At 44.1% G+C, this 21,046-nt stretch carries 14 protein-coding genes, 1 tRNA gene and 1 pseudogene; 11 read left to right on the top strand and 5 right to left on the bottom strand.

The features are described from left to right. Positions 1 to 182: 182 nt before the first annotated feature. The 4 genes from AAE250_RS01495 to AAE250_RS01480 all read left to right on the top strand — a co-directional run bounded on the left by AAE250_RS01495 (position 183) and on the right by AAE250_RS01480 (position 4,880). A complete protein-coding gene (locus AAE250_RS01495) occupies positions 183 to 1,883 on the top strand; it encodes a tetratricopeptide repeat protein (protein ID WP_294595278.1) in 1,701 nt (566 codons plus the stop codon). A 168-nt stretch (positions 1,884 to 2,051) separates the two neighbouring features. Beyond that, a complete protein-coding gene (locus AAE250_RS01490; protein WP_294595280.1) occupies positions 2,052 to 2,426 on the top strand; it encodes a DUF3244 domain-containing protein in 375 nt (124 codons plus the stop codon). A 52-nt stretch (positions 2,427 to 2,478) separates the two neighbouring features. Then, on the top strand, positions 2,479 to 3,966 hold the full coding sequence (locus AAE250_RS01485; RefSeq protein ID WP_294595281.1) for a C10 family peptidase: 1,488 nt from the start codon (positions 2,479 to 2,481) through the stop codon (positions 3,964 to 3,966). 176 nt (positions 3,967 to 4,142) lie between these two features. Next, positions 4,143 to 4,880, top strand: coding sequence for a hypothetical protein (locus tag AAE250_RS01480; RefSeq protein WP_294595283.1), 738 nt, complete (start codon positions 4,143 to 4,145; stop codon positions 4,878 to 4,880). A gap of 60 nt (positions 4,881 to 4,940) precedes the next feature. Here AAE250_RS01480 and recO read toward each other — a convergent pair whose 3' ends face one another. Further along, positions 4,941 to 5,669: a DNA repair protein RecO gene (gene recO / locus AAE250_RS01475; protein ID WP_294595285.1), complete on the bottom strand. Its 729-nt coding sequence runs from the start codon at positions 5,667 to 5,669 to the stop codon at positions 4,941 to 4,943. Positions 5,670 to 5,954: 285 nt separating this feature from the next. Between recO and AAE250_RS01470 the strand changes: the two genes are divergently transcribed. The 3 genes from AAE250_RS01470 (at position 5,955) to gyrB (ending at position 8,487) form a co-directional block, all read left to right on the top strand. Next, positions 5,955 to 6,026, top strand: a tRNA-Glu gene (locus AAE250_RS01470). A 40-nt stretch (positions 6,027 to 6,066) separates the two neighbouring features. Next, positions 6,067 to 6,321 carry a 30S ribosomal protein S20 gene (gene rpsT, locus AAE250_RS01465; RefSeq protein ID WP_005830420.1) on the top strand — a complete coding sequence of 85 codons (255 nt, stop codon included), beginning with the start codon at positions 6,067 to 6,069 and terminating at the stop codon, positions 6,319 to 6,321. A gap of 204 nt (positions 6,322 to 6,525) precedes the next feature. Beyond that, on the top strand, positions 6,526 to 8,487 hold the full coding sequence (gene gyrB, locus AAE250_RS01460) for a DNA topoisomerase (ATP-hydrolyzing) subunit B (protein ID WP_294595293.1): 1,962 nt from the start codon (positions 6,526 to 6,528) through the stop codon (positions 8,485 to 8,487). Positions 8,488 to 8,930: 443 nt separating this feature from the next. Here the strand turns inward: gyrB and AAE250_RS01455 are convergent, their stop codons facing one another. Then, the gene (locus tag AAE250_RS01455) at positions 8,931 to 9,512 is read right to left on the bottom strand and encodes a DUF3109 family protein (RefSeq protein ID WP_294595294.1); all 582 of its coding nucleotides are present in this window, start codon (positions 9,510 to 9,512) and stop codon (positions 8,931 to 8,933) included. A 114-nt stretch (positions 9,513 to 9,626) separates the two neighbouring features. After that, complete coding sequence (gene gpmI, locus AAE250_RS01450) at positions 9,627 to 11,141, bottom strand: 2,3-bisphosphoglycerate-independent phosphoglycerate mutase (protein WP_294595295.1); 1,515 nt, start codon at positions 11,139 to 11,141, stop codon at positions 9,627 to 9,629. Between the two features lie 269 nt (positions 11,142 to 11,410). On the opposite strand from gpmI, the gene AAE250_RS01445 reads away from it, so the two are divergent. After that, positions 11,411 to 12,337, top strand: a complete 927-nt coding sequence (locus tag AAE250_RS01445; protein ID WP_294595297.1) for a magnesium transporter CorA family protein — start codon at positions 11,411 to 11,413, stop codon at positions 12,335 to 12,337. A gap of 173 nt (positions 12,338 to 12,510) precedes the next feature. After that, positions 12,511 to 13,548 carry an AAA family ATPase gene (locus tag AAE250_RS01440; protein WP_294595299.1) on the top strand — a complete coding sequence of 346 codons (1,038 nt, stop codon included), beginning with the start codon at positions 12,511 to 12,513 and terminating at the stop codon, positions 13,546 to 13,548. A 14-nt stretch (positions 13,549 to 13,562) separates the two neighbouring features. Here AAE250_RS01440 and AAE250_RS01435 read toward each other — a convergent pair whose 3' ends face one another. Continuing rightward, positions 13,563 to 14,168 (bottom strand): ribonuclease HII, encoded by a 606-nt coding sequence (locus tag AAE250_RS01435; protein WP_294595301.1) that lies wholly within the window; start codon positions 14,166 to 14,168, stop codon positions 13,563 to 13,565. 96 nt (positions 14,169 to 14,264) lie between these two features. Between AAE250_RS01435 and AAE250_RS01430 the strand changes: the two genes are divergently transcribed. Continuing rightward, positions 14,265 to 15,884 carry a tetratricopeptide repeat protein gene (locus tag AAE250_RS01430; RefSeq protein WP_294595303.1) on the top strand — a complete coding sequence of 540 codons (1,620 nt, stop codon included), beginning with the start codon at positions 14,265 to 14,267 and terminating at the stop codon, positions 15,882 to 15,884. 449 nt (positions 15,885 to 16,333) lie between these two features. On the opposite strand, the pseudogene AAE250_RS01425 reads toward AAE250_RS01430, so the two are convergent. Continuing rightward, a pseudogene (locus tag AAE250_RS01425) lies at positions 16,334 to 17,378 on the bottom strand (PDDEXK nuclease domain-containing protein). Between the two features lie 535 nt (positions 17,379 to 17,913). Here AAE250_RS01425 and AAE250_RS01420 point away from each other — a divergent pair. Further along, positions 17,914 to 21,036 (top strand): SusC/RagA family TonB-linked outer membrane protein, encoded by a 3,123-nt coding sequence (locus AAE250_RS01420; RefSeq protein WP_294595305.1) that lies wholly within the window; start codon positions 17,914 to 17,916, stop codon positions 21,034 to 21,036. Positions 21,037 to 21,046: the final 10 nt, after the last annotated feature.

Here is a 21,046-nt window from a genome sequence, read left to right as displayed (position 1 = left end):
GTCTCCATAGGGAACGGAAACAAAGACATAAGAACTGTGAAATTCATATCTGATAAAGAAGAAAGATATAAAGTGTATGAATGAAGAAAAAAGTAATTCAACGACAGAAAAACGCAGAAGAAAGCAGCTAAAAAACAAAAAAACTTTAACTTTGCACTAAGAATAAACAACTCAAACTGTACATGAAAAATGCGCTGAATTACCTGATTGCCATCCTCTTCTTTCTCACCGGATGCCACAATCAGCAAGACATTACTGCCAACAAAATACTGAATGAAGCAGCAAGCCTCATTGAGGTAAATCCCGATAGTGCCCTCTGCACGCTGAATGTAATATTAGCTCCAGACAGCCTGAACGAAAGAAATTTCTCGCGTTGGTGCATGCTGTCCGGCAAGATTGCAGACAAGATTTATACCCCACTCCCGGCCCCGTTCTACATGGAAAAAGCCAACAGATGGTTTTCAAAGTACGGCACAGCAGAAGATAAGGCGCAAGTCATGCTCTATCTGGGACGTAGCTATGCTGAAGAAGGCGATAAAGACAAGGCAATGACAACATACACAAATACTTTGGACATCACTGAGAAACACAAGCTTTACAACCTTGCAGGACACACTAACTCCTACATAGCAGCACTGTATGAAAGTAAATCCATGTATTCCATTGCCATAAACAAATATAAGATTGCCGCCGACCTTTTCAAATCCATCGACAAGACAGATAGTTATATCTGTGCACTCAGAGACATCGGACGCGGGTATGCACTGATGGATTCTCTCAATGCAGCAGAAAGCATCATGCTCCTGGCAGATTCATTAGCCACACATTTATCAAAGGATGACGAACTGAAATCTTCCATAAATAATTCTTTAGGAAATATTTACTCACTGCAAGAGGAATATGGCAAAGCGATACAATATTTAAAACGGGCAATACGGCAAGATAACAAAAGTATCCCGAACAATGCCGCCCTCATTCAAGCATACATCAATTCAGATTCTATTCACAAGGCTTACGAACTCTTAAAGAAGCTGCCACTAGATACTTCTAAGTACACATACACCATAAAGGATTTATATTATCAAATAAATAAAGTCCAAAAAGATTATAAACAAGCTTTGGAGAATCTAGAAGAATGCAGCCTAATATTAGACTCCGTCATATATGCTGAAACCCAATCCCAAATACTAACCATAGAGTCTAAATACAACTACCTAAAAACTCAAAAAGAAAATGAGAAGCTAAAATCAACCCAACAGAGACATATCTTAATTCTGACAGTTAGTGTTCTGCTCTTAATCATAACATCTATCAGCTATCAATTGTATAAAAAGAAAGCCAAAGAAAAAAATCAAGAAAAAGAAATAGAACTAAATCATGCTCAAATAAAAATACTTCATCTCGCTAGCGAATTAGAAAAGAAGAAGGCGATATTGATAGAAACACAAAAAGAAAAGAATGAATATAAAGCATTAGAAGCAGAAGTTGCTACCCTATCAGCAAATTACCAAAAGTTACAACGTAAAATGTTGACGGACTCTGACCTATATAAAGAGCTGGCACGACTTGCCAATTCAAAGACGCCAAAGAATGATAAAACAATTATCACAGACAAACTTTGGGAACGCATCACACATGAAATTACCTTCATTTATCCAACTTTTTATACCTATGTGTATAGTCTATGCCCTAATCTGTCGGAACAAGAATGGAGATACTGCTGCCTATACATGTTTGCATTCGACAGTAATGAGGAAGCAAAGCTACTCAATATTATGCCTGATTCTGTCAAAACTAAACATTCCCGCTTAAGACAAAAACTAAATATAACACTACCTCCCAAGAGTTCGCTATATGAACACTTTATCAATAATATAGGATGATACAGTAGCACATTAACCAGATTTCTCACTCTGTCCCTATTAGAGTACACCAATATTTCACAAATAGCTGATTATCAGCATAAGCATGTAAACCTCAAAACTTATATTTTCCTCATCTTGTATTCACCTTCTCACTAACTTTGCCCTAAAGTTAAAAACAAAATCAAGATGAAAACATTAATCACATTATTAACGGTGCTATCATTTTTTTCAATGAGTACTGAAACTACATTAGGGAAGAGAAAAATTAATTTCACAATAAATGGGCACTGGGAACACCCTCATAAGTCCCCCTATCTTATACCTATAGACGCATCTATAGGAGATGCAAATTACATCATTGTAGAGTTTCTCCGCGAAAGCGAAGAAACGGTAACTTTCCAAATCAAGGATAGCCAAGGCAACATAATATACTGTGACACGGTTATTCCTAATATGCAAATACCCTATCGCATAGACTTGAATGGATATACTTTCGGACAATATGAACTCATTTATCTGGATGGACACGCTGAATTAAGCGGAGAATTCTATATAGAATAACAAACAGCATATAAGAATACAACATTTTATTTATTATCAAAATCATAAACGTATGAAAAAGAAAAGTTTTATTATTCAGAATCTGGTTCTAATACTGAGCCTAGGATTCTTCTTCTCATGTAATGAGAATGAACTTCCCACAGAAGTTGCAAACAGCGACAAAGCGAGTTTCAAAATCTCAATGACACAGGCAGAAGCCGTAAGCATTGCCTTTGACGCCACAAACAATGAATTGTCTGAGGATGAAATTTCTACTTATGTAAGAGACTTCAATCCAAATGCCAATACGCAAACAAGAAGCTCATCCGCAATAACTAATATTAAGGTTTTAAACAAATACTACGTAAGCAACAATACCAATACAAGAGCTGGCGGAAATTTATCTATTCCTTTTTATGAGGTCAAGTTTCAACGCAACGGCACAGAAGGACAAGCAGTTATTTCCGGTGACAAAAGAGCACCCGGAGTAATAGCTTATATAGAAAAAGGCAGTTCTGAAGCAGAAGTTAACACCGGTAAACAGTATATGCTCGAAATTGCGCAGCAAAGCACCATATCCGATGTAAGAAATGTAATTCACATTCAAGATTCTCTAAGAGAAAAAACCATCAATAAAATTGCTTTAGAGTTGGGCATTCCCAAAGAAGAAGTAAACTTTGAAAAGATTAAAAGCAACATTAATATAACAGATCAAGCTATTACACGCTCACCTTCTTATGATAGGCCTCTAAGTGCTATAACAGACAGTAAAGGTCCATTCATTACAGTAAAATGGGGACAGCGTATACCATATAATATGCATCTTCCTTTTTGTTCTGAAGAATATATACACTATCTTTGGGATGCAGCCGGAAACCTAACCGTAGCCACCAAATATAGGAAAAGGAACTGGCCCGCCGGATGCGGTGTTACCGCAATAGCAGAAGCGTTAACTTACTTAAAACCGGTTCTTACTATCAATGGCATGAACATGAACTGGAACCTTCTGACACAAGATGCAAACTTAATATATTCACCTTGGGATCCTCGACCTGACGAGTCACAATACCCACAGGCTAATATGGCAGCAACTCTAGTTAAATATATATATGATCAAACTAATACAACTCCCAAGTATGGGAACAAAAATCCTGCTTACGAATCGGAGAGTAACGATCCCGTCGTCTTGTCAAGTAGCACAGCAAAAAGTAATATCAAATCATTCATGCAAACTTACAGTAATCTCAATGAATACAATAAATGGGCTCCTGATGAAATATTAGCCAGCGTTATGAGTGACCACATAGCTATAGTATTGGGATGTTCAAGCGAAGATACATCAAATAGTCATGCTTGGATTATTGATGGATACGCCCAATGTATCAAAACCAGTAGAACCATTCTTAAACAATATGATTTATATTTCCATGCCAGTATGGGATGGGATGGAATTAATGATGGCTATTACAGATTCAATTCGAACTCAACTATAGACTTTGAAACGCACTCAGGAACATTTAACTCCAAATTCAGTGTCTTTGCCAATATCAGAAAGAAATAGTAAAGGACTAAAAGATTTTTTATATAATCCATTTGTCCCTTAACATATTTCTATAAGTTTGCACTCGTTGAATCAAGTAATGATAAGTGGTAAAACTATGTGTCTGTAGTTTTACCACTCTTCTCATTTATTTCATGGTTAAACAAAAATCCACCATTCAAAGAACTCATACTATTATGAAAAGAATCTATCATTTCCTATTCACAGCAACTTTATTGCTACTTACCGCTTGTTCATCAGACGACAACGGTCCTCTTTCATTCACTATTGAAGAAAAAGAGTTGCAAATAGAAGACGCTCGTGCGATAAACATCTCCAGCGGGAATTTGGATTACACCATCGATGTGGAAGACCCGAGCATCGTAGACGCAACCTATCGCCCACCTTATGATAACGAAAGCTATGGTGACCTATACTTCGTTCCCAGGAAAATGGGCAAAACCGTCGTTGTAGTGACAGACAATATCTGCAAGACCAGTATCAGCCTTCAAGTAGAAGTTTTAGAGAAAAAAGGAGGGAGAGGCACTATTATCAAGAGCAGCAACCACCCACTCTTTATAGTTGAAAATCTACTGGTATTCTCCGCATACGATACAAGCAAACAATTCTCTATCAAAGAGCCCCAAGGAGACACTTATGCCACCAAAAAAGAAGGAATATATGCCCTAAAAGATTGGGAAGGGAAGAAATATATCAGCCTGACATACAAAAACGATAACGGAGAAGAGGTGACTGAGACTTACGACATCAGCGAAAGCGATCCTGCTGCACTATCATCTCTATACACGGATTTAAGGTGGGAATACGAATCACAAACAAAGATGGCATCCAAATCTCCTACTTATGAGTATCTACGAATGAAAGGCGAGAATAACGAATACAATATCAGTGCAATAGTTGGTTACACACAATAGTACCGTCTTTCATACTCCTGAAAGTCGCTGCTTATCCAAGAATCAGAATAAGAAAAGAAATTAGTCAAAGAGTTCCTTCAACACATCCAGTGATTTCAGCACCGGGAAGTCCGGCAAGTGCAGGCGATAATACTCATTCATTATCACCAGGCAACGGGTGCGCTCCGCACGGCTCATGGCAAAAAGATGCATCGTTTCATAATTCATACGCATCAACTGCATCAGGCGCGAAGCCTCCTCCGGTGCTATAAAGTTGGAATGAAGTTGCGGACGCAGCGGAGTGAAACAGGCATTCTGCAAGTCGAAATAATCACCCTTACTATAATCCTCCAAATTGGGGTACAAGCCCAGGAAACGGGAAAGACGCATCAGGAAGACAAGATGGAAATTGGCAAATCCCTCTCTGCACTCGTCCAGCCAGACGATGGAATGCTGCAAATATGCAAACAACGGACGGTTCTCCGCCTCCTCGCGCACGGCACGATAGAGGAACTCGGACAAGAACAGAGCAATGGCAGACTTGTAAGGATCATAGGGAAGCGAGGAAAAAGGATAGAAAGACTTCGCCTCCTTCACCTTATATATAGAAGTATTGGGACGGATATCTGCCTCCAACTCCACCAACGCCAACGGCTGGAAAAGTACCGGCTTCACCGCCGCCTTGCGCGAACGGGGAATGGATATCATGAACGATGCCCTTCCGATGACCTCCGTATAGATGTCCGCAATAACCGAAGTGTCCTTGTATTTCAAGGTACGCAGCACGATACCCAGCGTCTTCTGTAACATTCCCGATTCTTTTTTAGGTTTCAATCTGATAACAAAGCTACAAAAAAAGCCCGAAAGAAGAAGAATCAGAGGGGAAGAATAAAAAAATAAAGGAAGAAGAGTAAAAAAACGAAAGCTATTATTACGCTGATTATCAAATATCAAGACATCAAACAAGAAGAAAACTAATAAGCATGCATTAATTTTTTCTTGAGAATATTTTGCCAATTCAAAAAGAGTTCCTACCTTTGCATCCGCAAACAAAAGGAAATGCGTTTGCAAGAGCGGAAACGCTCACCAAAGGATGGCCCGTTCGTCTATCGGTTAGGACGCAAGATTTTCATTCTTGAAAGGGGGGTTCGATTCCCCCACGGGCTACAAATAAAAAAATAAACGAATTAAAAAAAGATTAGTCGAGATGGCAAATCACAAATCATCACTGAAGAGAATCAGACAAGAAGAAACAAGAAGACTTCACAACAGATATTATGGTAAAACCATGAGAAATGCTGTTCGTAAGCTTCGTGCTACTACAGACAAAGCTGCAGCTACAGCTATGTATCCGGGCATTACTAAGTTGTTGGACAAGTTGGCCAAGACTAATGTAATCCACAAGAATAAAGCTAACAACTTGAAGTCTAAGTTGGCTATCTATATCAACAAGCTGGCTTAAGTTGATTGTTACACAAAAGAGATAAGAGGCTGAACTTTTTAGTTCGGCCTTCTTTGCTTTCTCCACCCTCCTCCTCCCATCTTCTCCACATCCGGAGTCTGTGCTAAAAAGCTGTAAACGACCCGAATTTATCCCTCCGTTTAATTCCGTATCTCAAGGATTTTCACTATATTTGCTCTGTTATTACAATAAGGAAAAAAGATTATGACCGAAGAACAGATTCACTCTGAAAGCGGGAACTATTCTGCCGAGAACATCCAGGTTCTGGAAGGTTTGGAAGCGGTAAGAAAACGTCCCGCGATGTATATTGGCGACATTAGTATCAAAGGACTTCACCACCTGGTTTACGAAGTTGTGGACAACTCTATCGACGAAGCGCTCGCCGGTTATTGCGACCACATCGAAGTCACCATCAACGAAGATAACTCCATTACCGTGCAGGACAACGGACGTGGTATTCCGGTGGACTATCACGAAAAGGAAAAGAAATCCGCACTGGAAGTTGTTATGACCGTACTGCATGCCGGAGGTAAGTTCGACAAAGGTTCTTACAAGGTATCCGGAGGTTTGCACGGCGTAGGTGTATCTTGCGTGAACGCCTTGTCCACTCACATGACTACGCAGGTTTTCCGTGACGGAAAAATCTATCAGCAGGAATATTCATGCGGACATCCGTTGTACTCCGTGAAAGAAGTCGGTACCACCGACATCACCGGTACACGCCAGCAGTTCTGGCCGGACGACACCATCTTCACTGAAACGGTTTATCACTACGACATCCTGGCAACCCGCATGCGCGAGTTGGCATACCTCAACGCAGGTATCAAGATTTCCCTGACCGACCGCCGCGAACAGGACGAAGAAGGCAACTTCAAGCAGGAAGTGTTCTACTCGGAAGAGGGTTTGAAGGAATTTGTCCGCTATGTGGACTCTTCACGCGAGCACTTCATGAACGATGTCATCTACATCAACACCGAGAAGCAAGGCACGCCGGTGGAAGTAGCCATCATGTATAATACATCTTATAACGAAAACGTTCACTCTTACGTTAACAATATCAACACCATCGAAGGTGGTACGCACCTCGCCGGTTTCCGCCGTGCGCTGACCCGTACGCTGAAGAAATATGCCGAAGACAACAAGATGCTGGAGAAAGCCAAAGTCGAGATTGCCGGTGATGACTTCCGCGAAGGACTGACTGCCGTTATCTCCATCAAGGTGGCAGAACCGCAATTCGAGGGACAGACCAAAACGAAACTCGGCAACAACGAGGTGATGGGCGCTGTAGATCAGGCTGTGGGCGAAGCACTCTCCTACTATCTGGAAGAGCATCCGAAGGAAGCCAAGATGATTGTAGACAAGGTGATACTGGCTGCACAAGCACGTATTGCTGCGCGCAAGGCCCGCGAATCGGTACAACGCAAATCGCCGATGTCCGGTGGCGGTATGCCGGGTAAGTTGGCGGACTGCTCCAGCAAGGATCCGGAAGAATGCGAATTGTTCCTCGTCGAGGGTGACTCTGCAGGTGGTTCGGCCAAGCAAGGCCGTAACCGTGCGTTCCAAGCCATCCTGCCGTTGCGCGGTAAGATTCTGAATGTAGAGAAAGCCATGTGGCACAAGGCATTCGAGAGTGACGAAGTAAACAATATCATTCAGGCACTGGGCATCCGTTTCGGTGTAGACGGAGAGGACAGCAAAGAAGCGAATATCGATAAGTTGCGCTACAAGAAGGTGATTATCATGACCGATGCCGACGTCGATGGTTCTCACATCGACACGCTGATTATGACGCTCTTCTTCCGTTACTTCCCGCAAGTGATTCAGCAGGGTTACCTGTACATTGCCACTCCGCCGCTCTATCTTTGTACCAAAGGTAAGGCGAAAGAGTATTGCTGGACCGACCAACAGCGTCAGAAGTTTATTGATACTTACGGCGGCGGTTCCGAAAATGCCGTTCATACCCAGCGTTACAAAGGTTTGGGTGAAATGAACCCGGAACAGTTGTGGGAAACGACCATGAACCCGGAGAATCGCATGTTGAAACAGGTACATCTTGAAAATGCTGCCGAAGCCGACTTCATCTTCTCCATGCTGATGGGCGAAGACGTAGGCCCGCGCCGCGATTTCATCGAAAAGAATGCAACGTATGCAAATATCGATGCATAATTAAAATAATTAACCAACCTCACATCTTACAACGAAGAAGCCCCGGACAGGCAGGAGATTCCTGCTGACCGGGGCTTTTCTTATATAGGAAGGGGCTGATAAATGGGAATTTAGGGGCGTAGCGTCCCGGCAAGATTTCCTTTCGGCATGTTTGCGCAGCCTAAGGCTGAAAGCCTTTCAGCTATCAGCCCAGGGCAACGCCCTGGGTTTAAGAACGTTTCTTCACCTTACGCCCTGAAAGGGCATAAGATAAAACACACAGGCTCTTGCCCTTTCAGGGCGCAAAGATAGAGGCGCATTATTACCCAGGGCGTTGCCCTGGGCTGATAGACGAAAGCCTTTCAGGCTTTGCTGCACTAAGTAGATGAAAGCCCTTCAGGTTTTGCTGCGCAAGTAATCCGAATGGAAACCTTGCCAGGGCGCTCCGCCCCTAAATTATCATTTTACAGCATATTCTGTTTTTTCATTTCCTCTGCCACCAACTCCAACTCCGCATACCATTCTTCACCGAACTTGCGAATCAACGGTTCTTTCAAAAACTTATAGATTGGAAGATTCTCCTTCTGGCCAAGGAGCACCGCAGCTTTGCAAACATCCCACCGATTGTAGTTGACGGCTTTATAAACACCATAATCACCTACCCTTATCGGATAAAGATGACAGGAAACGGGTTTATAGAAATTCACTTTCCCTTCCCGATAGGCTTTCTCGATGGCACAATAGCAGCAGCCTTTCTCATCATAGCAGGTAAAGACACAATCTTTATTGTTTACGATAGAAGTAACCAAATCGCCTTCCCTATCGGTATAAACAACTCCCTGCTTATCAATGACGGCACGCGCCTCGGGCGCAAGTTCCTCCCAAATGACGGGCAACACTTCCTCCAGTTTCTCTATCTCATCCAACTCCACCGGCGCACCGGCATCTCCCTCTATGCAACACGCACCTTTGCAGGCATCCAGATTGCACAGAAACTTCTCGCGCAGCACATCCAGACTAACAACCGTATCACCTATCTGTAGCATAACTATCCTCCTTTAAACTTACAACACAAAAAAAAGACTGCCTCAAAGATAAGTTTGCGCATCATTCCGTCATGCGAAAATTACTTTGAGACAGCCTCCTTCAATATATCAGTATTACTTTATCAAATCTTTGCCCGTCATATCAGCCGGCTGAGCCATGCCAAGGATATGCAGAATAGAAGGAGCAACATCCGCCAGCACACCATTCTCAACCTTGGCATCCTTGTTCGCAGTTACATAAACAAACGGAACGGGATTCAGGGAGTGAGCAGTGTTCGGAGTACCGTCTTCGTTCAAAGCATGATCGGCATTACCGTGGTCGGCAATGATGATAACTTCGTAATCGTTGGCTTTGGCAGCTTCTACGGTGTCTTTCACACATTCGTCGATAGCCTTTACAGCTTTCTCAATAGCTTCGTAGATACCGGTATGGCCTACCATATCACCGTTCGCATAGTTCACAACAATGAAGTCGAACTTCTTGGTGTTGATGGCCTCAACCAACTTATCTTTTACTTCGTAGGCGCTCATTTCCGGCTTCAGGTCGTAAGTAGCCACCTTCGGAGACGGAACCAGAATGCGTTCTTCTGCATCGTACGGAGTTTCGCGACCACCGTTGAAGAAGAATGTAACGTGAGCATACTTCTCTGTCTCGGCAATGTGAAGCTGAGTCTTGCCATTGGCAGCCAGGTACTCGCCCAATGTATTCTGAACGTTTTCTTTGTCGAAAAGGATATGAACACCCTTGAAAGAAGCATCGTACGGAGTCATGCAATAGTACTGTAAGCCCGGGATAGTATGCATACCCTGTTCCGGCATATCCTGCTGAGTCAGGACAACGGTCAATTCCTTGGCACGGTCGTTACGGTAGTTGAAGAAGATAACCACATCGCCTTCCTTGATAGTACCGTCGCAGTTTGCATTGACAATCGGCTTGATGAATTCGTCTGTAACGCCTTCATCGTATGACTCTTGCATAGCCTGAACCATATCCGAAGCAACTTTTCCTTCGCCATTCACCAACAGATCGTAGGCAACCTTTACGCGTTCCCAACGTTTGTCGCGGTCCATTGCATAGAAACGTCCTACGATGGAAGCGATCTTACCTGCTGACTTTTCGCAGTGGGCAGTAAGTTGTTCGATAAAGCCTTTACCGCTCTTGGGGTCGGTATCACGGCCATCCATGAAGCAGTGGATAAAAGTATTTTCGATGCCATACTCCTTGGAGATATCGCAAAGTTTGAACAAGTGATCGAAAGAACTGTGTACACCACCGTTGGAAGTCAGTCCCATGAAGTGGATATTCTTGCCGTTTTCTTTGGCGTATGAGAAAGCAGAAACGATTTCCGGATTCTTCAGGATGCTGCCGTCGGCACAAGCGCGGTTAATCTTTACTAAATCCTGATAAACGATGCGTCCAGCACCGATATTGAGGTGACCTACTTCGGAGTTGCCCATCTGTCCATCGGGCAGACCAACGTTCTCACCGCTTGCCTGAAGCTCGGAGTGTGGATAAGTAGCCAGCAGGCTGTCCCAGTACGGAGTAGGTGTATTGAAAATCACATCATCTTTGCCTTGATCGCCGACACCCCAGCCATCAAGAATCATTAAAAGGGCTTTCTTACTCATAATATTCATTGAATTTAATTGTACAATCTTTTTCTATGCCGAAAACGTTCTATATAGAAAGAAGCGATTTTCGCGGTGCAAAGTTACAAAAAACAGCGGTTAAAGCGTACTGTTTCAAATGATTTATGTACTTTTGCCCCGCTTTAAAAATTAAAAACAGTAAATATGGACGATTCAAACCCACGAACGTGCAACAGTATTCATAATTAAAGCGAACGGAGACGTTGGTCGCAATGCCTCTGTCCGCACTAAAGAAAGGAGGCTAAACAATGAGAAAGTATCTCTACAGCGAGAACGGCTTTATCGAGAAAAACGAATGGCAGCCCAACTGCTGGGTAAATGTAGAATGCCCTGACAACAACGATTTCCAATTTCTCACTCAAGAACTGGGAGTTCCCGAATCATTTCTGGAAGACATCGCCGATGTGGACGAGCGCCCGCGTACCGAAACCGAAGATAACTGGCTGCTCACCATCCTGCGTATTCCGATGCAGAGCAACCAGAATGGCGTCCCGTTCATCACCGTACCTATCGGCATCATCACCAACGATGGAATCATCGTTTCGGTGTGTTATCATCATACGGAAATGATTTCAGACTTTATCCAATACACCCGTCGGAAGAGCATCGTGGTCAACAACAAGTTGGACTTGATTCTACGGCTCATCTATTCTTCTGCGGCCTGGTTCCTGAAGTATCTGAAGCAGATCAACAACGACGTAGCCACTGCCGAGAAAGAGCTGGAGAAAAGCATCCGCAACGAGGACCTGCTCCAACTGATGAAGTTGCAAAAGACATTGGTATACTTCAATACTTCCATCCGTGGGAACGAAGTCATGATAGGCCGGTTGAAGAAAATCTTCCAGGACACCAACTACCTCGACATGGAACTGCTGGAAGACGTAGTCATCGAACTAAAGCAGGCATACAACACGGTGAATATTTATAGCGACATCCTCACGGGCACCATGGATGCCTTTGCCTCCATCATCTCCAACAACGTGAATGCCATCATGAAACGAATGACAAGCCTTTCCATTACGTTGATGATTCCTACACTGATAGCCAGTTTCTATGGCATGAATGTAGATATTCACCTGGAAGGTTTCCCACATGCATTCGTACTGATTATCCTCCTATCGGCTATACTATCGGCATTGACGTTTGTATGGTTCAGGAAGATTAAGTGGTTCTAAAGACAGAGATTTGTATTCTGTAAAATACAAAAAGGAGCAATAATTGTATTTTAGAGAATACAAAAGGATGTAATCAATCAGTTTGAAATCATTTGATTTGAAATTGATTGATTACATCCTTTGTTTTTCTCGCATTAAGTCCCTATCTTTGTGTATACAAAACAGTTACAGCTATGGATATACCTTTCATATATGGAAAAATTGCCGAAAAGGACAACTTTACCGACCGAAAAGAAGAGCAAGAAATACTCTATCAGAACTTCTCTTGCCTGATAAATACAGTGATCATCTCTCCCCGCCGTTGGGGCAAGACGTCATTAGTCAATCAGGTTGCGCAGCGATTCGAGCAAGATAAATCAACCCTTATCTGCCAGATAGACATATTTAATTGCCGCACGGAAGAACAATTCTACCAAACATACGCAAATGCTGTACTCAGAGCCAACGCTACAGTATGGGAAGACTTTATCACTTCAGCGCGAATGACATACGATGAGATACTGGAACTGCCACACACCATCTGCAGAGATACCGGAAAAAAGATGGTTATCTGTCTTGACGAATTCCAAAACATCAATGAATACGAGGACTCATTGGCATTCCAGCGCAAACTGCGTTCCCACTGGCAGCGCCACACCGATGTATGTTATTGCTTATATGGCAGCAAAAGACACATGCTGCTTGAGATCTTCAACAACTACAACATGCCATTCTACAAATTCGGTAATATCATGTTCTTGCAGAAAATACAACGCGAAGAATGGATTGAGTTTATAATGGAAAGATTCTCTAACAGCGGAAAAGCTATTTCAAAGGAATCTTGCGGCCTCATAGCCGATCTTATGAAGAATCATCCGTATTATACACAGCAATTAAGCCAGCAAACATGGCTGCGCACTACTTCGGAAGCGACTCCGGACATCATCAACAAGGCATTTCAAGATATTATAGGACAGCTGAGCCTGCTCTTTGCCAATATCATAGATACACTAACCCCGAAACAAATCAATTTTCTGATAGCGGTTGCCGATGGTGTTACCAGCTTCTCTACTAAGGAAACGCTTGCCAAATATCAATTAGGAACATCCGCCAATATAAAAAACCTGAAGAAGACAGCTACCGAAAAAGATTTGGTCGACATCTTGCCTGGAAACAAAATAGAACTTCAAGATCCCGTATTTGAATATTGGCTGAAGCATTGCTACAGATGATGTGACACAGAAGCTTATCCGAAATCCAGCGTCAGCTGCCCGTCCCCCAGCAGATTGAACGTCATGCGGTGATAGGGTGTGGTTCCCCGCTCTGCAATGGCGGCACGATGCTTCTTGGTGGGATAGCCTTTGTTATGATCCCAATCATAATAGGGAAACTCCTCGTGCAGACGGTTCATATAGTCATCACGATACGTTTTGGCAAGGATGGAGGCGGCAGCTATGGAAAGGTATTTGCCATCCCCCTTTACGACGGTGGTGTGTGGCAGGTCCTGATATTTCTTGAAACGGTTGCCGTCGATAAGCAGATGTTGCGGACGCAGTTGCAACTGATCGACAGCACGATGCATGGCAAGGAACGAAGCATTGAGGATGTTTATCTTATCAATTTCTTCCGGCGAGACAATGCCTACCGCCCATGCCTGGGCTTCCCGCTCTATCACTTCGCGCAAGGCATAGCGTTGTTTTTCCGTCAATTGCTTGGAATCGTTCAGCAGCTCGTTCTTGAAATCTTTAGGCAAGATGACGGCAGCAGCATAGACTGCACCAGCCAGACAGCCACGACCAGCTTCATCGCAGCCGGCCTCTATTAAATCTTTATTCAGGTAGGGTAATAACATATATATGGCTATATTTGAGCAACAAAGATAAATCTTTCCGAAGGTAAATCGGACTTTTAAGGAAAAATAATTAGATTTGCAGAAACATACAATACCATGAAAAAAGCTCTATATCTACTACTTGCCTGCTTCTTGCTGATAGCATCCCTACAAGCCCAAGATATAAAACAAGCCCAAACACTGATTGAGCAAGCTCAGCGGTATCTGTACAACAATCCCAAACAAGCATCCTACTATGCTTCTCAGGCCGTTGCCTTGTTTTCCGAAGACAAGCCCAACGAAACCCGCGCGCAAGCCATGCTGCTCTACTGCCAAGCCGAACAGTTACTGGGCAACTTCGACCTGAGTATCAAGAACCTATATGATACCCAAAAGTACATCAACCCGGCAAACAAGAAGCAGAATGCCCAACTCTACTCCCTCATGGGACGCGTATACAGCAAACTGGGAGATTATAACAAAGCCATCGAACTGAACGACAAAGCAACCTCCATCTTCAAAGCCATCGGAGACTCTGTTTCCATAGCCGGATGCTACAACGAACGCGGCGTAATGCACCACTACCTCAACGAGTTTGTTGTTGCCGAACGTTTTTTCCAGCGTGCCTTGGCCATCAACCGCGCCCAACGGAATCTGAAAGAGATTGCCACCAATCTGAATAATCTCTGTCTATACCAAGGAAATACGGAAGAGAAACTGGCCTTTATCCGCGAAGCCATCACCATCAACAAGAACCTGGATGCACAATGGTCTCTGGGCGAGAACTATAACAATATGGCGAAACAATATTATTATGGCAAGCAATACTCCAAAGCGCTGGAAGCTTTGCAGAAAGCCTACGAATATGCCCATAATATCGGTGCCCGCGAGTTGATTTGCGACAACTACGAATATTCGTCCATGGTATATGCTGCCATAGGAGACTATGCCCAGGCTTATAAGTACTTAGGAAAGATGCACAACCTAAGTAAAGACTTGCAAAGCAGCAACAAGCTACGCAACATTGAGCAAGAAATCTCCTATAAGAGATACCAAGACCAGAAGTATGCCACCGAAATGCAGGAACAGACTTACAAGATTGAAATATTGAAGCGCAATCTCTGGCTTCTGGGCAGTGTACTGATACTCGGTATCGTCGTCAGCATCTTCCTATATAAGTGGTACAAACGCCGGAAAGACGTCCAACTGGTAGAAGCCCGCTACCAACTGGAAATGTCCGAGCGTGAAGTCTCCGAGCTGAAACTGCACCAACAAGAGTTGGAATTGCAGAACGTACAGAACGCCCTCGACAACAGTCGCCAGGAAGCCACCAGCTTCGCCGTCTTCCTGCGTAGCCGCAACGAACTGCTGGACAAAATACGCGAGATGGTGAAGGAAGGCTACAAGATGGATGCTACCAACCTTGTCCCCCATCTGAAAAGAATCAATACCTTCATCAGCCAATGCCAAAGCGGCGACAAGACCAACAGCACCCTGCTGACCAACATCGAGGATAAAAACAACGAATTCCTGCAAAGACTGGTAACCCTCCACCCCAAACTGACGCAAGGAGAAAAGTACCTCGCCACTCTATTAAGAGTAAACCTGTCTACCAAAGAGATTTCCATGCTGACCGGCACCACCCCAAAGACCATCAACATGAACCGCTACCGCTTGCGCAAATCTCTGAACCTCTCCTCGGAAGAAGACCTGACGGACTACTTGCAGAACATCTGATTCCATAGATGGCGAGGAGGATTCACCTCTTCATCTGCCTTCAAAACCGCCTGCCGGCAAGCAATGGCGGTGAAAGCAGGGATAAATTGAGGTTTCAAGGATTCACCTAAGCTATAAACATAACCCTTCCCGGATGAGAAGAAACTCTTCTTAAGTTGAGCAATGTTTCTTAATAAATGAAAATCAGCTACTTACCGTTCATTCATCAAAGAGTTTAAAGTGAACGACTGGAGTCATTCAGCTGAACGACTAAAGTCGGTCGATCGAACAACTGGAGTCGGCCGAGTGAACAACTCCAGTCGGTCACTCTTAACTCGCCGTTCTTCATCGAATAAAGCCGAAGGATTGAGGGGATAACAACAGATGATTGAGATCTTAAGAACTTATGGTGGAGTTTAAATCCGCTTCATCCGACCGACCCGCATTCAAAAAACATGGTAAACGCAGGTTTATATGTCGCTTAACCTCGTTTCAATCTCCTTGATGGACGGTATAGTTCCTTCCACTTCGGTAGGATATAGCCGGGACAGTTCGTATTCGGATATACCGATGGGCTGACTACTCGATTCCAACGCGTACTGTGCCAGCAGATTGTCCTTATTCTTGCAGATAAGCAATCCGATAGTGGGATTGTCTATTCCTTTCTTGCTCAAAAGATGATTGACGGCAGTCACATACGTACCAAGCTGACCTATATCGGCAGAATCAAACTCGTCAACTTTAACCTCTATCACGACGTAACAACGGATAGTAAGATTATAGAACAGCAGGTCGATGAACTTTTCCTTCCGACCTATTTGCAACCGGTATTCCCTGCCAACATAGGCAAAGCCAGTCCCGAGTTCCACCAAAAAAACGCGTGATGTTGGTAAGCAATGCATCTTTCAGTTGCCGTTCATTGTAGCCCTGCCGCATAGAAAGGAAATCGAAGTTGTAAGGGTCTTTGGTTATTTCCTGAGCCAAATCACTTGTAACGGCGGGCAGCGTATGCTCGAAATTGGTCAGCGCCTTCCCTTGCCGCTCATACAAGTCGGTGTCGAGGAAGTTGAGCAACACGGCACGGCTCCAACCGTACTCCAGAGTTTGGCGTACGTAGAACAGGGCTTTGTCGGGATTGTCGGAACACTTGTCGATGATATAGCGATGATGTCCCCACGGTACGCTACACAAATCTTCCACAAGTTGTGGAAGATTTCGGGAATGATCGGCATAAAGCTGAAAGAATCGCTTGGCATATCGTATGTTCGACTCAGAAAGCCCTTCCACACCAGGCATCTCTGCACGCAAATCAGCACTGAGGGTGATGTAGAATCTGCCTCCATATTTGTTGTTGGCTTGCAGCGAAACTATATCGCTTCCCAAACTCCAATAGAATTTGATAAGGACACTGTTCACTTTTACTGCCGCTTTTATCTGACTCTGACGATAACGAGTGGTCAACTCTTTCACCCATTGCAGGTAATCCTTGTCCAATATGCTAATGGATTTACTCATATCCTTTCCTCCTGTTTTTTATGCTTCCTGCAAAAATAAGGTTTCTATTTACATCAGCAAACCGCTTTCCTTACTTTATTTTCTTCTGCCTTCATCATGCAAACGGTACACGGTGAAGGCTGAAAGCTACGAAAAGCACCCAAAAACGTCCTGTCTTCACCCACTATCGCCCTGCAATAAAGCCTTTAGGGCAAACAGATGAATGCGATGAACCCTACAATGCAAGTTTCTACAGAGAGACAGAATACGATGAATATTCTCAGTAATTTATCTGATAATCAGCGATAATAGAACTGTTTGAAAGGGCATAAACAGCCATCAAGAGCAAAAACTCTTATCTCCCACTTTGTAGATATACACACAACAATTACAAGGCTATATATCAACTATTTACAAAACAGACTGTAGATTACAAAACTGTTAAGAAACCCTTTTTGTAGGTCATTTGTAGTCGCTATTTATTCGCCGGCTTTCCTAGTGATTCATAATTTAGCGCCGTGAAAAACCAAATTATTAACCTTAAAAACTTATTCACATGAGTAAAAGTAATTATTTCAAAGAAAGAGTAATTCAACTGCTTTTCTTCTTTGCTTTTATGCTCCCTGTAAGCGCATTAGCACAGAACATTGAGTTGACGGGTACCGTGGTCGATGCGACCGGAGAAACCGTAATCGGTGCCAGTGTATTAGAGAAAGGTACTACGAATGGAGTAATCACTGACATTGATGGTAATTTCTCCCTCAGCGTTTCTCCCAAAGCTACAATTATTATTTCTTATGTGGGTTATACAACCCAAGAGATTCCCTTAAATGGTCAAAAGCATCTGAATGTTACCCTTAAGGAAGATACCGAAATGCTGGACGAAGTTGTCGTTATCGGTTATGGTACAATGAAAAAGAGCGACATGACGGGAGCCATTTCTTCGGTAGACACAGAAGAATTGACCAAACGTGCCACTACCAACCCGGCCGAAGCACTGCAAGGCAAGATTGCCGGTGTAAACATCATGAAAGCCGGTGGTAATGCAGGTGCAAGCGTTTCTGTTAAGATCCGTGGTGTGAAGTCTTTCGGCAGTAACGAGCCCCTCTACATCATTGATGGTTTTCCTGGTGACATCAACAACGTAAACCCGCAAGATATCCAAAGCATGGAAGTACTGAAGGACGGTGCCGCAGCGGCGATCTATGGTTCAGTGGCTGCCAACGGTGTAGTCATCATCACTACCAAGAACGGAAAGAAAGGCGAAACACACATCGACTTCAACACCTACCTAAGCATGACCACCGTTGCCAACAAACTGGAAATGGTAAATGCTGAGCAATACAAGAAGAACATCAAAACAATGTTCGAAAACTACAATAACCAGTTCCCCAACGATGCTGAAAGCATTCCTGCTTATTGCACTACCGACACCGGTATCAATACCAACTGGCAAGACCTGATGCTCCGTGACGGACTTTCGCAGAACTATATGTTCAGCGTCCGCGGTGGTAGCGAAACGGCCCAATACTCCGTATCCTACAACCATGCCGATGACAAGGGTATCTTCTTGGGCAATAGCTTCCGCCAGGATAATGCCCGCATGAAGATGCACATGAGTAAATACATCTTCGACATCGATGCCAACTTAAGCTTCCGCTATACCAAAAGCCATCAGCCACAGTACAGTCTGCGCGAAATGTATAACAGTTCTCCCTTGATGCCCGTCTATGACGAAAACGAAAAGTACGGCTATGCATTGGCCGGCAACATGGGGCTACCTGCTTCCAACAACGTGATGGCCGACCACCATTTCCGGGAAGCAGCTACCAAGAACTTCTACACCAACGCCAACGTATCACTGGGCGTGAAGTTGACTTCTTACCTCAACTTCAAGACCAGCTATGCTTATCGCGGCACACACTATCGCTATACGCAACACTATCCTGATTTCACCTCCAATGCCCAGTCACCCTATCTGTATCCTTATTCTTACGAAGGTACCTATTACTGGGAAGAGCAAGTGGTAGACAACGTACTGAACTTCAATAAAGATTTCGGCAAGCACAGCATCACTGCCATGGTGGGTTCATCCATCACGACTACCAAATATACCGACAACGGCGTGGGTGTAGAAGGCAAGACATCCAAATATTATGTAGATGAGAACGGAAATCTTGCATCCAAAGACGAAGCAGCAGGCTTCCTCGACCCCAGCTTCAGCACCATCGACTCCGGTGCGGGCGGTACATTCTCGGGTGACGGAACAAAATACAAATACAACCGTGCTTCTTTCTTCGGTCGTGTAAACTACTCCTTTGCAGGCAAATACCTATTGCAAGCTACCATGCGTTACGACGGTTCGTCTAAGTTCGGTTCTGAAAACCGTTGGGGTTGCTTCCCTTCTGTGGCCGTGGGATGGAGAATCAGCGAAGAAGATTTCTTCCCGAAAGAAGCTGTTGTCAACAACCTGAAATTCCGTGCCAGCTGGGGACGTCTGGGTAATGAGAACGCGCTGGGTTACTATGACTTTCAGCCTCTTATCACCAATTCCAACCGTTGGGAAGGCGGTTACATCCAAGGTGGCAATGCCTGGCAAGGTTCCGCTTCATGGGAAATGGAGAACCGCGGATTGAAGTGGGAAACTACTGATACCAAGAATATCGGTTTCGACCTCGGAATGTTCAACAACCGCTTGACCGGTAGTATCAACTATTACATCAACCAAACGGAAGACCTACTCATCACAAAGCGTCTCTCGCCCTCTGCCGGTTACGAAAATCCCATCCTGAATGTAGGCAAAATCCGCAATAATGGTATCGAACTGGAGCTGAACTGGAGCGACAGAGTGAAAGATTTTGAATACAACATTGGTTTCAACTTCTCCACTACCAAGAACGAAGTGGTGGAATTGGCCGACAAAGGTCAGGCACTGCCTTCTACCGGTCTGCTTTGGGACACTGACCACGTGCCTGCATACGCCAAAGAAGGAAAGCCCATCAGTGGTTTCTACTTATATCGCACGGCAGGTATCTTCCAGACTGATGCCGAAGCAGAAAGTTACGTAAATCAGAATGGTGAACGCCTTCAACCCAATGCCAAAGCCGGCGATATTCGTTTCGTGGATGTAGATGGAAGCGGTACCATCGACGAAGATGACAAGGTATACTGCGGAACCGGTATTCCCAAGATGGAAGCCAACCTAAACTTCTCCGGATCTTACAAGGGTTTTGACCTCTCATTCAGCTTAGGAGGTGCATTCGGTCATAAGTTGTACAACGGAAACCGCTACTTCTATGAATCCATGAGCGCTCCGGGCAACATGCTCAGCAGCGTTGCCAATGCCTGGACTCCCGAGAACACTCACACCAGCGTTCCGCGTGCCATCTACAACGACCCCAACGGCAACTCCCGCGAGTCTGAACGGTTCTTGGAAAACGGCAGTTTTATACGTATGCGCCAGGCGCAAATAGGTTATACTTTGCCCACTTCCTTACTGAAGAAAGTCAACATCGAGAAACTGCGTTTCTATGTGAGCGGTGACAACTTGTTCACTATAACAGGCTACAACGGTGTAGATCCCGAATTCTCTACCAGCAGCCCGCTGAACTCCGGTATTGACCGCTACATTTATCCGTTTACGCGTTCGTACACAGTAGGAGCACAGCTCACATTCTAATACCTTATTA

The organism is Bacteroides sp. GD17 (assembly GCF_038448625.1).
GTDB lineage: Bacteria > Bacteroidota > Bacteroidia > Bacteroidales > Bacteroidaceae > Bacteroides.
Note: the sequence above shows the minus strand (reverse complement) of the source record. Positions and strands in the feature narration are given on the sequence as shown.

Excerpts from the sequence above, each read along its gene's own strand:
- AAE250_RS01495 (WP_294595278.1), top strand. The coding sequence starts at position 183 with ATGAAAAATGCGCTGAATTACCTGATTGCCATCCTCTTCTTTCTCACC.
- AAE250_RS01490 (WP_294595280.1), top strand. The coding sequence starts at position 2,052 with ATGAAAACATTAATCACATTATTAACGGTGCTATCATTTTTTTCAATG.
- AAE250_RS01485 (WP_294595281.1), top strand. The coding sequence starts at position 2,479 with ATGAAAAAGAAAAGTTTTATTATTCAGAATCTGGTTCTAATACTGAGC.
- AAE250_RS01480 (WP_294595283.1), top strand. The coding sequence starts at position 4,143 with ATGAAAAGAATCTATCATTTCCTATTCACAGCAACTTTATTGCTACTT.
- recO (WP_294595285.1), bottom strand. The coding sequence starts at position 5,669 with ATGTTACAGAAGACGCTGGGTATCGTGCTGCGTACCTTGAAATACAAG.
- rpsT (WP_005830420.1), top strand. The coding sequence starts at position 6,067 with ATGGCAAATCACAAATCATCACTGAAGAGAATCAGACAAGAAGAAACA.
- gyrB (WP_294595293.1), top strand. The coding sequence starts at position 6,526 with ATGACCGAAGAACAGATTCACTCTGAAAGCGGGAACTATTCTGCCGAG.
- AAE250_RS01455 (WP_294595294.1), bottom strand. The coding sequence starts at position 9,512 with ATGCTACAGATAGGTGATACGGTTGTTAGTCTGGATGTGCTGCGCGAG.
- gpmI (WP_294595295.1), bottom strand. The coding sequence starts at position 11,141 with ATGAGTAAGAAAGCCCTTTTAATGATTCTTGATGGCTGGGGTGTCGGC.
- AAE250_RS01445 (WP_294595297.1), top strand. The coding sequence starts at position 11,411 with ATGAGAAAGTATCTCTACAGCGAGAACGGCTTTATCGAGAAAAACGAA.
- AAE250_RS01440 (WP_294595299.1), top strand. The coding sequence starts at position 12,511 with ATGGATATACCTTTCATATATGGAAAAATTGCCGAAAAGGACAACTTT.
- AAE250_RS01435 (WP_294595301.1), bottom strand. The coding sequence starts at position 14,168 with ATGTTATTACCCTACCTGAATAAAGATTTAATAGAGGCCGGCTGCGAT.
- AAE250_RS01430 (WP_294595303.1), top strand. The coding sequence starts at position 14,265 with ATGAAAAAAGCTCTATATCTACTACTTGCCTGCTTCTTGCTGATAGCA.
- AAE250_RS01420 (WP_294595305.1), top strand. The coding sequence starts at position 17,914 with ATGAGTAAAAGTAATTATTTCAAAGAAAGAGTAATTCAACTGCTTTTC.